Below are 13,954 nucleotides of genomic sequence, written 5' to 3' on the forward strand. Positions count from 1 at the left end.
CCCATCGGACCTGTCGCTCCCACTGCTCCTGCCGGACCCATCGGGCCCATCGGACCTGTCGCTCCCGGCGCTCCTGCCGGACCTATCGGGCCCATCGGACCTGTCGCTCCCGGCGCTCCTGCCGGACCCATCGGGCCCATCGGACCTGTCGCTCCCGGCGCTCCTGCCGGACCCATCGGGCCCATCGGACCCATCGGACCCATCGGGCCCATCGGGCCCATCGGACCTGTCGCTCCCGGCGCTCCGTCAAATCCCGGAAACCCCTGTGGACCTCTCGGTCCTTCCGGACCCGGGCATCCCTGAGGGCCTCTCGGCCCCTGCGGTCCCCGGCAGCAGCAGGTTCCGTGTCTCCAGCCATATCCCCAGCCGCTTCCGCAATTTCCGCCACAGCCGCCTCTTCTGTTTCCTCCGCAGCCACAATTTTCACCGCAGCCACCTCTTCCATCTCCGCCACAGCCCTGCGTTCCGTCCCGGCCGCAGCAACAGTTCCCATCCCAGTGTCCTCTCTCGTCTCCGCCCCGGCAGCTCTCTGCTCTGCAGTCCTCGTTCTCCCAGAAACCATATCCACAATTACGCATAACCAATTCTCCTTTCAGCATATTTTCCTTGCGGACATCCCATACAGGTTGTTCGCTTACTATAATCTATGCTGCCCGTCCGAAACTGCTACTTCTGCGATTTTTTGTCCAAAACTCCGGCTGTCACCTCACTGGATCCATTCAATTTGCTGCTCTTTTCTTTTCTCAAAATATTTCCTGTTTAACTGGCATGTCTCCGTCCCCGGCCGGCACCTCTCCGCCAGCTCATTATACCGCTCCGCCATCTTCCATTCCCCGAGCCTGTCATAGCAGACACACATCTGAAGATACGGAATATATCCCCGGCACTCCGGCATCACAAAACCGTCCTCCCCTGTCAACTTTCCGGCCTGAACTGCCTGCCCGTACCAGAAAATTGCGTCGCGATAGCGCCCGGCCGAGAAGAACCACCATCCGAGATCACAGCAGAGCTCCGGCTTCGGGATCCCCTCAGAAAGTCCGGAAAGCAGAAACTTTAGTCCCCGGTCCCGGTCCCCGATCCGGTACATACAGTACGCCCCATGCCTGCAGGCATCCACCCGGTCTTCCCGCCAGCCATCCGGCAGTTCCAGATATTCCGAAAATACGGAAGCAGCATCCCGGTATCTTCTGTGATAATATAATTCCTTTCCATAATAATACTGATCCCGCGGAGATAATTTCCCCTTCTCCCGGAGCATCTGCTCAAATATCCGAAGATTCCTGTCCGGATCCCCTGTCCCCACTTTCCGGTGCTCGATCATGATATCTTCCCGCACTACTTTTCCAAAGGGTTCCACCGCCTCATGGATGCGCCCTTTCCATACGGCTTTTCCGCACCGCCTTAAAAGACGTTCTCTATAAAAGAAAAATGACGGTGCGCCATCCCCGTCATATCCAACCGCGTATTTCAACATCACCACATCCGGCCGTTCGTCATCCAGCCGTCTCTTAAGATCCATTAATTTTCTCCGTTCCTCCTGCCTTACCACATCATCTGCATCCAGCCAGAACAGGTAATCCCCCGTTCCCTTGGAAAACGCGAAATTTCTCGCCGCAGCAAAGTCATCCTTCCATTTAAAATCATAAACCTTGTCCGTAAAAGAAAATGCGATCTCCTTCGTCCGGTCCGTAGATCCCGTGTCCACAATTATGATCTCATCCGCAAATCCCTGCACGCAGGCCAGGCATCTTCCGAGAACCTTTTCCTCATTGCGCACGATCATGCATAGGCTGATGGATACCATAATCTCCCCCTCTTTGTCCTGTTTCTTCTATCTTAATATATGAGAGATGCTCCAATCTGCTATTCTCTCAGACGCAGTAACGGGCAGATCTCATTACAGTTGAAACTCCATTTCTGCAAAGCCTGCCGCTTCCATCTGTGAACAGGGATTTCCTGTGGCACAAAAAGGCGCTGATCTGCCATGACCTCTCAGCCATACGCAAACCAGCGCCATTTACACTTCACTTTTTAACGAGCCAGACCGGTTCCGATTCTACTGCCCCTATTCCGCATCTGCCACATAAGCCACAGCAATATCTTCGTAGCCATCTGTAGATGGGATCTCAAAATAAACTTCCTTGCCCGGATTCTTATATGTCATATTGATATCCATCTTATAGTTCATCTCATCAGCTTCGGATGTTGTATGATCTGTGACACTCATTCCGTAGTCCATAAACATCTTCATAGCCTCGCAATAGCCATCTTTGTTGACCGTCATCTCGCCGTTTGACTCATTGATCTTCATGTCCAGAGTGACCCCAAGCTCCTCGTAGGTCTCTGCGGTCGCGCTGGTAACTGCGGTCAGGACCTCGTTGATCTTCTGGTCATCAATAGTAAATGCAAGTTTCCTTGTGTCACCGCTTGTATACATTCTCAAGCCTTTGACAACATCCGTATCCAGATCCATGTTGATCTGTGTGGCCTGAGCTTTCGCAGCTTCCAGATCCATGGCTTGCCTGTACTTGATGCCCATAGTGTTCACATACATGTATCCGTCTGTGTAGAACATATCGATCGGCACTGCGGTTCCAAGCGTATCCGCGGTACCCTTGCATACAAACTGCATGTCTCCGTTCGCGTCCTCTTTCATCATCAGCTTCATATTCATGGACATATCAATATCCTGTCCGAGATAAGACATGGTGATCGTATAGTCCACATCGATATTCGCGCTCGGGAGAGACTCGCTAAGCTGCTGTGCTTCCTCATAGACCTTCAGCGCCTCCGGATCGTTCTCCGCGACAGCGATCGGAACTGCCTTTACCTGGGTAACACCATTTACGCTCCAGGCACCATTTTTATCGATCTCATATCCGTCCGCATGACTCGTATTTGTCTGCGCATATCCGGCATTCATCTGCAGATAACCGGAATTTCCGAAATAATAGCACTGTGCCCAGCCATCATGATCACCATCGATCCAGTCCCAGCCGTTCCGGCAGTAGGAACCGTCATCGTTCTCATACCACCAGCCGTTCATATCCTCGTGCCATTCGCCCGCGAATGCTGGGAAGGACAGTGCCATTGCTAACGGCATCGCTGCAGTAAGGATCATTTTCCACTTTTTCATAAGAGAGACCTCCTTAAAATTCAACAACCGCATCGGTCATCTGCACAAGTTTCCAGATGCCGGAGCGCCTGTTCTGTCACCCATCTGTTCATATACTTCCGTGAGTTCCATATCTCAAGTATAGCAGTTCAACCATGCAATCGCAAACCATTTTTGCTGTAGACTTCTTACGTTTTCTTTAACTGCAAAAATCCGGCAAAGCGCTTCTGCACGCTCTGCCGGATTCAATCTCTTTTCTTTATTCCAGATATGACTGCTCTGCCTGTATCACTGCGTAATAACTATCCCATTTCTCTGAGATCAGGTTCGCGATCCCCTGTTTTACCTCTTCGTTCGTTTTCCCATACTGGAATGGAACCACCGCGTCGAAAATCAGGTTCGTATGAGTCGTCCCCTTGACCATGCGGAAATCATGGATGGTGACGCCCGGAAAATGTTCGTTGATCATGTCAACAACTTCCTTTTTTGTCTCATTGATCGCCTCGTTATTCACCACGATCGGATCCATGTGGATCACGGCCTCACAGCCAAGTTTTTCCTTCAATTCCTTCTCGATCCGATCGATCACGTCGTGGATCTCAAAGATATCGCAATACCCTGACACTTCCCCGTGGAGGGAGATCATGCGTCTCCCCGGGCCGTAATCGTGGACCACTAGATCATGGATCCCAAGGATCTCAGGATGAGCCATAACGATCGTCCTGATCTCATTTACAAATTCTCTGGAAGGCGGTTCTCCGAGAAGCGGATTCAGGGTATCCTTCGCCGCGCTAAATCCGGCATACAATACAAAGCATGCCACAAGGCAGCCGCACCATCCATCGATACTAATTCCTGTCACATGGGCCACCGCCATGGAGATCAGAACCGCCGTTGTCGCGATGGAATCGCTCATACTGTCCATAGCCGTCGCTTTCATGGTCTCCGACTGGATCTTTTTGCCGACTGCCCGGTTGTAAAAGCACATGTATCCCTTTACACAGATGGAGACCACAAGGATCCCTACCGCCAGGGCACCTGTCTCCACCGGCTCTGGATGAAAGATCTTCTCTATGGAAGTTTTGAAAAGCTCGACCCCCATGAGAATGATGACCATGGAAACTCCAAATCCGGAGACATACTCGATGCGCCCGTGTCCAAAGGGGTGGTCCGCGTCAGCCTTCATACCGGAAAATTTAAATCCCACAAGAGAGATAAAGGATGATCCTGCATCTGACAGGTTATTGAATGCATCCGCCGTAATAGCGATGGATCCACTGATCACACCCGCCAGATATTTTCCGGCAAACAGAAAAACATTGAGCGCGATGCCCACAATACTGCAGAGCATGCCGTAGGCACGGCGCACATCGCTGTCCCCGAATTGATCCCTGTTTTTAATAAATAAGCCGGACAGTATCGTAATCATGTAAAACACCTCCATCGGTCCGCACACTTGCCGCGCCAAGCCAAAAATCAAGAAATTGTAATTCAGGTCTTCTCACATTCAGCACAGAAAGCCCATCGGCCCGCCGAATCGCTACAAGTTGCTTTCTTCTAACCATCTGTATACTCAAACAGCGAGGAAAAACATGATCTTTCATGTTCTCCTCGCTGTTCTTATATGCCTCAGCATACGAAAAAGTTCCTGCTTCCAGAAAGCTTTCCGATATATTTATTTGTCAAAATACCGATCACTCATCGACATCCTGTGTATCATCCTCGTTGAGAATGATTTTATCTGCTTCCTCAAGCGGAGCATCCGTCTCCTCCTGCGGCTCTTCAGCAGCCGGTGCTTCCTGCTCCTGGATCTTATCCTCGATCTCGCCTGTGCTGAGCTTGATATTGCGGTAACGCTTCATTCCGGTACCAGCCGGGATCAGCTTACCGATAATAACATTCTCTTTCAGACCGATCAGGTGATCGACCTTACCGTTGATCGCTGCCTCAGTAAGAACCTTTGTGGTCTCCTGGAAGGATGCGGCAGATAAGAAGGAATCGGTTGCAAGGGATGCTTTTGTAATACCGAGCATGACCTGTTTGCCCTCTGCCGGCTGTTTGCCTGCAGCGATGAGCTCCTCGTTCATCTCGTTGAAATCAAGAACATCCATGGATACGCCCGGAAGAACGTCGGAATCGCCGCTCTCCTCGACACGGATCTTCTTTAACATCTGACGCACGATCATCTCGATATGCTTATCGTTGATCTCTACACCCTGTAAGCGGTAAACACGCTGTACCTCACGGATCATGTAATCCTGTACGGCACGAACGCCCTTAACCTTCAACAGGTCGTGCGGGTTGATGCTACCCTCTGTAAGAACGTCGCCGGCCTCGAGAACCTGTCCGTCCGCAACTTTGATTCTGGAACCATAGGGGATCAGATAAGTCTTGGAGTTTCCTGTCTCCTGGTCCGTAACGATGATCTCACGTTTTTTCTTTGTATCTTTAATTGTAACAACACCACCGAATTCAGCGATGATCGCAAGTCCCTTCGGGCGTCTGGCCTCGAAAAGCTCCTCGACACGGGGAAGACCCTGTGTGATATCGCCGCCGGCAACACCGCCGGAGTGGAATGTACGCATGGTCAGCTGTGTACCCGGCTCACCGATGGACTGTGCGGCAATGATACCAACAGCCTCTCCGACCTGTACCGGCTGGCCTGTCGCCATGTTTGCGCCGTAGCACTTGGAGCAGACGCCGATATGGCACTTACATGTCAGGACTGTACGGATCTTAACAGTATTTCTGCCGAGCTTCTCAAGAACCTTGATAACGGCTGCGGCACGTTTCGGTGTACACATATGGTTTGCCTTGACAACAACTTCTCCGGTATCCGGATCTGTGATCGTCTCAGCGATATATCTGCCTGTCAATCTCTCCTGCAGCGTCTCGATGGTCTCTTTACCGTCCGTAAAGCCCTCGATCTCCATGTACGGGATCGTTCCCTTGCTTTCACAGCAGTCTGTCTCACGGATGATAAGGTCCTGGGATACGTCAACAAGACGTCTTGTCAGGTAACCGGAGTCGGCTGTACGAAGAGCGGTATCGGACATACCTTTTCTCGCACCATGTGCGGAGATGAAGTACTCAAGTACGTCAAGACCTTCACGGAAGTTGGACTTGATCGGGAGTTCGATCGTGTGACCGGTCGTATCCGCCATGAGTCCTCGCATACCGGCAAGCTGCTTGATCTGCTTATCGGAACCACGGGCTCCGGAGTCCGCCATCATGAAGATGTTGTTGTATTTATCAAGACCTGTCAGAAGGTCATGTGTCAGCTGGTCATCGGTTGCTTTCCATACATCGATAACTTCTTTGTAACGCTCTTCCTCTGTGATAAGACCACGGCGGAAGTTCTTAGCGATACGATCAACGGTAGCTTCTGCATCTGCGAGGAGCTGCTTCTTTGTTGCCGGGACAGTCATATCGGAAATGGATACGGTCATAGCTGCTCTTGTGGAGTACTTGTAACCGATCGCCTTGATATCGTCCAGGGTGATCGCTGTCTGGATCGCTCCGTGTGTATTGATGACTTTCTCGAGGATCTGCTTTAACTGTTTCTTCTTTACGAGGAAATCGATCTCCGGCTTTAACTCGTTGCCCGGGATCGTTCTGTCTACAAATCCAAGATCCTGCGGGATGATCTCATTGAAGAGGATACGTCCGACAGTTGTATCAACGATACCAGTCATGGTTCTTCCATCCGGAAGAGTCTTTGTCACACGGACTTTGATTCTTGCGTGAAGAGTAACGGCACCGTTCTCATATGCAAGAAGTGCTTCGTTCGGGCTCTTAAAGAACATTCCCTCGCCCTTTGCGCCCGGTCTCTCCTGTGTCAGATAGTAGATACCGAGAACCATATCCTGGGAAGGAACGGCTACCGGACCACCATCAGACGGCTTTAACAGGTTGTTCGGGGAGAGAAGAAGGAAGCGGCACTCTGCCTGAGCTTCCATGGTAAGCGGAAGGTGGACCGCCATCTGGTCTCCATCGAAGTCCGCGTTGAATGCGGTACAAACGAGCGGATGAAGCTTGATCGCCTTACCTTCTACAAGGATCGGCTCGAACGCCTGAATACCAAGACGGTGAAGAGTAGGAGCACGGTTTAACATAACCGGATGCTCTTTGATTACATCCTCAAGTACGTCCCAGACCTCTGTCTGGAGGCGCTCAACCATCTTCTTCGCGTTCTTGATGTTATGTGCGGTTCCGTTAGCAACGAGTTCCTTCATAACGAACGGTTTGAAGAGCTCGATCGCCATCTCCTTCGGGAGACCGCACTGATAGATCTTAAGTTCCGGTCCAACGACGATAACGGAACGTCCGGAATAGTCAACTCGCTTACCGAGAAGGTTCTGACGGAAACGTCCCTGTTTACCCTTTAACATATCGGAAAGGGACTTTAATGCACGGTTTCCAGGACCTGTAACCGGTCTGCCGCGTCTGCCGTTATCGATCAGGGCATCAACGGCCTCCTGAAGCATTCTCTTCTCGTTGCGGACGATAATATCCGGAGCACCGAGCTCAAGAAGTCTTGCAAGACGGTTGTTACGGTTGATGATTCTTCTGTATAAGTCATTTAAGTCGGATGTCGCGAAACGTCCACCGTCAAGCTGAACCATCGGACGGATATCCGGCGGGATAACCGGAATCACATTCATGATCATCCACTCCGGTCTGTTTCCGGAGCTGCGGAATGCATCTACGACCTCAAGACGTTTGATGATTCTCGCTCTCTTCTGGCCGGATGCCTCCTGAAGAGCTTTTCTAAGCTCTTCGGAGTCCTTATCCAGATCGATATTCTTTAAAAGTTCCTGAACAGCCTCAGCACCCATTCCCACACGGAATGTGCCGTAGCCATACTTTTCAACAGCATCACGGTACTCTTTCTCAGAAAGGACCTGTTTTAACTGAAGACCGGTGTTTCCGGCATCCAGAACGATATAGGAAGCAAAGTACAGGACTTTCTCGAGGACTCTCGGAGAGATATCCAGAATCAGGCCCATACGGCTCGGAATACCTTTAAAATACCAGATATGGGATACCGGAGCAGCAAGCGCAATGTGTCCGATACGCTCACGGCGGACGCTGGATTTTGTTACCTCAACGCCGCAGCGGTCACAGATAACACCTTTATATCTGATTTTCTTGTATTTACCACAATGACACTCCCAGTCCTTGGTCGGTCCAAAGATTCTCTCACAGTACAGACCGTCTTTCTCCGGCTTTAAGGTTCTGTAGTTGATGGTCTCTGGTTTCTTAACCTCACCATGGGACCATTCCAGAATCTTTTCCGAAGAGGCAAGTCCGATACGGATCGCGTCGAATGTCATCGGCTGATAAGTTTCATTTGTCTCAGGCATGAACGGTACTCCCTTCTAATTATTTGTCGTCATCCTCGGTATAATCGTCATCGACATAGTCGTCTTTGGCACCGTCGTTTGTATAGTCATCGTCTTCCACATTGACAAGCTCGTCGCCCTTGAATTCCTGCTTCTGGAATCCGTAGTCGGATAAGTCTTCCTTATCGTTGTAGCGGCGGTCTCCCTCGATGATGGAACGAAGGTCATAGTTGGTATCGGAGTAGTCGATGTTCTCAGACATATCGACCTCTTCACCGTTGTCACGCAGCACTCTTACGTCCAGTCCGAGAGACTGTAACTCTTTTAAGAGTACCTTGAAGGACTCCGGAATACCCGGCTCCGGAATGTTCTCGCCCTTGATGATCGCCTCGTAGGTCTTTACACGTCCTACAACATCATCGGACTTCACAGTCAGGATCTCCTGAAGGGTGTAAGCCGCACCGTAAGCCTCAAGAGCCCAAACCTCCATCTCACCGAAACGCTGTCCGCCGAACTGTGCTTTACCACCTAACGGCTGCTGTGTTACCAGTGCGTATGGACCTGTGGAACGGGCATGGATCTTATCATCAACCAGGTGATGCAGCTTCAGGTAGTGCATGTGTCCGATCGTAGTCGGACCATCGAAGTATTCACCTGTACGTCCGTCGCGGAGCTGTACTTTACCGGTACGGCTGATCGGAACGCCTTTCCAGAGAGCACGATGGTCAAGGTGCTCGCCGAGGTATTCCATCGCATCCGGACGAAGGATATCCTTATACTTCTCCTGGAATGCATCCCATTCCATATTTACATAATCATTTGCAAGCTCCAGTGTATCCTGGATATCGTTCTCGTCCGCGCCATCGAATACCGGTGTGGAAACGTTAAAGCCGAGTGCCTTTGCAGCAAGGCTTAAGTGGATCTCGAGGACCTGTCCGATGTTCATTCGGGACGGCACGCCTAACGGGTTTAATACGATATCGAGCGGACGGCCATTCGGAAGGAACGGCATATCCTCTACTGGAAGTACACGGGAGACAACACCCTTGTTACCATGACGGCCGGCCATCTTATCACCGACAGAGATCTTACGTTTCTGTGCGATGTAGATGCGGACTGTCTCGTTTACGCCAGGAGCAAGCTCGTCGCCGTTCTCTCTTGTGAAGAGTTTTGCGTCGATGATGGTTCCGTAAGCGCCGTGCGGCACCTTTAAGGATGTATCGCGGACTTCTCTTGCCTTCTCACCGAAGATCGCGCGGAGAAGTCTTTCTTCTGCAGTCAGCTCAGTTTCTCCCTTCGGAGTTACCTTTCCGACTAAGATATCACCGGCACGTACCTCAGCGCCGATGCGGATGATTCCTCTCTCATCCAGGTCTTTTAATGCGTCCTCACCAACACCCGGAACATCTCTTGTGATCTCTTCCGGTCCTAACTTGGTGTCACGGGATTCGCATTCATATTCTTCAATATGAACAGATGTGTATACATCGTTCATAACGAGTTTTTCGCTTAAGAGAACCGCATCCTCGTAGTTGTAACCTTCCCAGGTCATGAATCCGATCAGCGGGTTCTTACCAAGTGCGATCTCTCCATCCTTTGTGGACGGTCCGTCTGCGATAACCTCGCCCTTCTCTACATGGTCTCCCTTGTAAACGATCGGCTTCTGGTTATAGCTGTTGGACTGGTTGCTTCGTGAGAATTTGATCAGGCGGTAAACATCGCGGTTTCCGTCAGAATCTCTCTTGATCACGATCTCATTGGACGCGGAGCGCTCAACAACGCCAGCATTCTTTGCAACAACGCAGACACCGGAGTCAACGGCAGCCTTGCCCTCGATACCGGTACCAACGACCGGAGCTTCTGTGGAAAGAAGCGGTACTGCCTGACGCTGCATGTTGGATCCCATCAGGGCACGGTTCGCGTCATCGTTCTGTAAGAACGGGATCATGGATGTAGCGACAGAGAATACCATTCTCGGGGATACGTCCATTAAATCGATCTGTCTCTTCTGGAAGGAGGAAGTCTCCTCACGGAAACGACCGGATACGTTGTTGTGGATGAAGTGGCCTTCCTCATCGAGCGGCTCGTTCGCCTGTGCTACGATGTAGTTATCCTCTTCGTCCGCGGTCATATAAACGACTTCATCGGTAACACGCGGGTTTGCCGGATCAGTCTTATCTACGACACGGTACGGAGCCTCAACAAAGCCGTACTGGTTTACCTTCGCATAGCTTGCAAGGGAGTTAATCAGACCGATGTTCGGTCCCTCAGGAGTCTCGACCGGACACATACGGCCATAGTGGGTGTAGTGTACATCTCGAACCTCGAATCCCGCACGTTCTCTGGACAGACCGCCCGGTCCTAACGCGGAGAGACGTCTCTTATGCGTAAGCTCGGATAACGGGTTGTTCTGGTCCATGAACTGGGATAACTGGGAGCTTCCGAAGAACTCCTTCACTGCTGCGGTTACCGGTTTGATATTGATCAGGGACTGCGGAGTAATTCCGTCGATGTCCTGTGTTGTCATTCTTTCGCGTACCACACGCTCCATTCTGGAAAGACCGATGCGGTACTGGTTCTGAAGCAGCTCGCCGACTGCACGGATACGACGGTTTCCAAGGTGGTCGATATCATCCTTAACGCCGATGCCGTACTCAAGGTGCATATTGTAGTTGATGGAAGCAAGGATATCTTCCTTTGTAATGCACTTCGGAACGAGCTCGTGGATGTTGCGGTGGAGTTCTGCTTTTAACTCTTCCTCGTCATCCCCTGCTTTTTCCAGAATCTCTTTTAATACCGGGTAGTATACTAATTCTGTAATACCTACTTCTTCCGGATTAAATGTTACGTATGCGGAAAGATCTACCATGAGGTTTGAGAGAACCTTCTCTACACGTTCCTCAGTCTGGATCCATACGTACGGGATTGCTGCGTTCTGGATCGCGATCGCCTGGTCCTTTGTGATTGCCTTTCCTGCTTCGGCAAGGATTTCACCTGTAGATGTATCGACGATATCCTCAGACGGAATCTGTCCTACGATACGGTTCTTCATGTGGAGCTTCTTGTTGAATTTGTATCTGCCGACCTTCGCGAGATCGTATCTTCTCGGATCAAAGAACATACCATTTAACAGGCTCTCAGCGCTGTCAACGGACAGCGGCTCGCCCGGACGGATCTTCTTATATAATTCAAGGAGACCATCCTGATAGTTGTCGGATGTATCTTTTCCAAAGCTTGCGAGAAGCTTCGGCTCTTCACCGAAGAGATCGATGATCTCGGCGTTTGTTCCATATCCGAGCGCACGAATCAGGACTGTAACCGGGACCTTTCTCGTACGGTCTACACGGACATAGAACACGTCGTTGGAATCGGTCTCATACTCTAACCATGCTCCACGGTTCGGGATCACGGTACAGGAGTATAATTCCTTACCGATCTTATCATGATCGATTCCATAATATATACCTGGGGAACGTACCAACTGGCTGACGATAACACGCTCGGCACCGTTAATAACGAAGGAGCCGGTATCTGTCATTAACGGCAGATCGCCCATGAAAATCTCATGTTCATTGATTTCATCTTTATCTTTGTTGCAGAGTCTCACCTTAACCTTTAAAGGTGCCGCGTAAGTCGCATCACGCTCTTTGCACTCTTCGATCGTATATTTGATGTCATCTTTGCACAGCGTGAAGTCTACAAACTCCAGGCTCAGATGTCCAGCAAAGTCAGCGATCGGAGAGATATCGTCAAAGACCTCTTTCAGGCCCTCGTCGAGGAACCACTGATAAGAATCCTTCTGGATCTCGATCAGGTTCGGCATCTCAAGAACTTCTTTCTGTCTTGAGAAGCTCATTCTTACGCTCTTGCCGGCCGGCACCGGACGCATTCTGCTTTTCTCCATTTGACGTTTCACCCCTGTTTTCTTTCTCTATAATCAATAGCCAATTTTGGGCATACTGGTACCATATGCACATGATACCACAATAGTGCACATTTCATACTATCATGGGTTTGTCAATCTGTCAAGCACTTTTTTACAAGGTTTTCCTGGACGTTGTTCACGTAAATAAAAGATGTGCTGCAGAATCTTTCAGATGATCCTGCAGCACATCTTTTATCAGTCTATATAATTTTTACCATTCTACTCTACGCTTGTGTAATACCCCGGCGCATACATCTGGATCGAATAAAAATCATCCCCTGACGGGCTTTCTTTACTTGCAAAAATCTCCGGTCCATAAGCTGTGGTAAATCCGTTGACACTGTCATCTGTCTTACTAACGATCATATCCTCGGTATTGATCAGTTCCTGATATACCTCCTGTCCGCTTAGATCCGTATCCAGATAGCCGAATTCCTGAAATGCAGCTTCCAGCACGTCCACGATCTGGTAAAAGGCCTCCTCATTGCTGCTGTAGGCACCGATCCCATGGAGATCGTCCGTTGCCGTGTCAGCGTAGATGGTAATGCTTCCCACATACTCCCCGTCACGACTCAGATAATAGGCCTGATCTGTGTTGTACCAGCTCATATCGTCCGAAGCATAGTTGTAGCTGTATGTGTCCTCCATCGACCACTCAGAAAATCCGTACTGCGGCAGGAGCCGGTCCAGGGCGGCCGTCACATCCGCAAGCTGGGCGTCATAGTGACCGTAGTTTGTACAGTTTGTTCCGATGGCCCGCACCTCCTCGTCGGAGAGCTCGCCCTCTCCAAGGACCCCCACGGCATTGGAATCTGCAGAGGACCAGAGATCGCCGCTGGACGAGTCGAAGATGTTCTCGATCCCGTAGATCGATTCCCTGATCGCATGGGTGATAAGAAACAGCAGGTTTCCGCCGACGGAAAATACCAGCCAGATGATCACGACGATCAGAATGCTGGTAAACGGCTTCTTCCGTCCCCGCTCGGAGTTTACGCGGTCCATGATGTTCTTCGCGGACTGGCTGCTGTAAGTTCCACTCTGGCAGGTATCTGCCTGGCTGCGGTACTGTTCAAGCTGGCTCTTCATATGTTCGAACGCATTCCGCTGTCCCGTCATCCGGTTTCCCATATTCTGGAATGGCTCCGCTGTCTTCTTCTCCCGATTTGTCTTTTTCTTTCCGCCCTGTATTCTGGTTGATGTCCCATTCCCTTTAAATATGCCCGCGTACGGATCTGTACCGGACGCGCTGCTTCCAGGGTATTCGCTTCCGCCATCATGGTACAGGCAGTTTGACTCATGGCGCGGATGTCTCTCATTTAAATAGTAATCCACATCCTGTACATATGGATGCCACACGATCCTTTTGCATCCGCTGCAGTATAGACCCGATGTCATTTTCTGGTCGCAGTATGGACAATATCTCTGTTTCATCCGTAGTTCCTCCTGTCGGTATTCCTCTTTTCAGGTCATTTTAATTTTGTATTTTAAACCCAACAGCTAAATTTCCACTCTCATTTTAACATAGGTTTCCGGTATACACAATCGAGATTTTACATCGTCAGCCCGATG

6 protein-coding genes and 1 pseudogene are annotated in these 13,954 nt (G+C 50.5%); all 7 read right to left on the reverse strand.

Going from position 1 to position 13,954, the window contains the following annotated elements:
* Nucleotides 1–578, reverse strand: a pseudogene (locus GPK83_RS13640) (collagen-like protein); the annotation flags it as partial.
* 128 nt (nt 579–706) lie between these two features.
* Nucleotides 707–1,804: a glycosyltransferase family 2 protein gene (locus GPK83_RS13645; protein WP_015553333.1), complete on the reverse strand. Its 1,098-nt coding sequence runs from the start codon at nt 1,802–1,804 to the stop codon at nt 707–709.
* A 261-nt stretch (nt 1,805–2,065) separates the two neighbouring features.
* Nucleotides 2,066–3,136, reverse strand: a complete 1,071-nt coding sequence (locus tag GPK83_RS13650; protein WP_215705012.1) for a hypothetical protein — start codon at nt 3,134–3,136, stop codon at nt 2,066–2,068.
* A gap of 238 nt (nt 3,137–3,374) precedes the next feature.
* Nucleotides 3,375–4,544: a cation diffusion facilitator family transporter gene (locus GPK83_RS13655; protein WP_215705013.1), complete on the reverse strand. Its 1,170-nt coding sequence runs from the start codon at nt 4,542–4,544 to the stop codon at nt 3,375–3,377.
* 265 nt (nt 4,545–4,809) lie between these two features.
* Complete coding sequence (gene rpoC, locus GPK83_RS13660; protein ID WP_215705014.1) at nt 4,810–8,481, reverse strand: DNA-directed RNA polymerase subunit beta'; 3,672 nt, start codon at nt 8,479–8,481, stop codon at nt 4,810–4,812.
* 19 nt (nt 8,482–8,500) lie between these two features.
* Complete coding sequence (locus GPK83_RS13665) at nt 8,501–12,364, reverse strand: DNA-directed RNA polymerase subunit beta (protein ID WP_215705015.1); 3,864 nt, start codon at nt 12,362–12,364, stop codon at nt 8,501–8,503.
* A 240-nt stretch (nt 12,365–12,604) separates the two neighbouring features.
* Nucleotides 12,605–13,816: a hypothetical protein gene (locus GPK83_RS13670; RefSeq protein ID WP_215705016.1), complete on the reverse strand. Its 1,212-nt coding sequence runs from the start codon at nt 13,814–13,816 to the stop codon at nt 12,605–12,607.
* Nucleotides 13,817–13,954 lie beyond the last annotated feature (138 nt).

The sequence above is a fragment of the Clostridium sp. MCC328 genome (assembly GCF_018785465.1).
Lineage (GTDB): Bacteria > Bacillota > Clostridia > Lachnospirales > Lachnospiraceae > Pilosibacter > Pilosibacter fragilis.

Excerpts from the sequence above, each read along its gene's own strand:
- GPK83_RS13645 (WP_015553333.1), bottom strand. The coding sequence starts at position 1,804 with ATGGTATCCATCAGCCTATGCATGATCGTGCGCAATGAGGAAAAGGTT.
- GPK83_RS13650 (WP_215705012.1), bottom strand. The coding sequence starts at position 3,136 with ATGAAAAAGTGGAAAATGATCCTTACTGCAGCGATGCCGTTAGCAATG.
- GPK83_RS13655 (WP_215705013.1), bottom strand. The coding sequence starts at position 4,544 with ATGATTACGATACTGTCCGGCTTATTTATTAAAAACAGGGATCAATTC.
- rpoC (WP_215705014.1), bottom strand. The coding sequence starts at position 8,481 with ATGCCTGAGACAAATGAAACTTATCAGCCGATGACATTCGACGCGATC.
- GPK83_RS13665 (WP_215705015.1), bottom strand. The coding sequence starts at position 12,364 with ATGGAGAAAAGCAGAATGCGTCCGGTGCCGGCCGGCAAGAGCGTAAGA.
- GPK83_RS13670 (WP_215705016.1), bottom strand. The coding sequence starts at position 13,816 with ATGAAACAGAGATATTGTCCATACTGCGACCAGAAAATGACATCGGGT.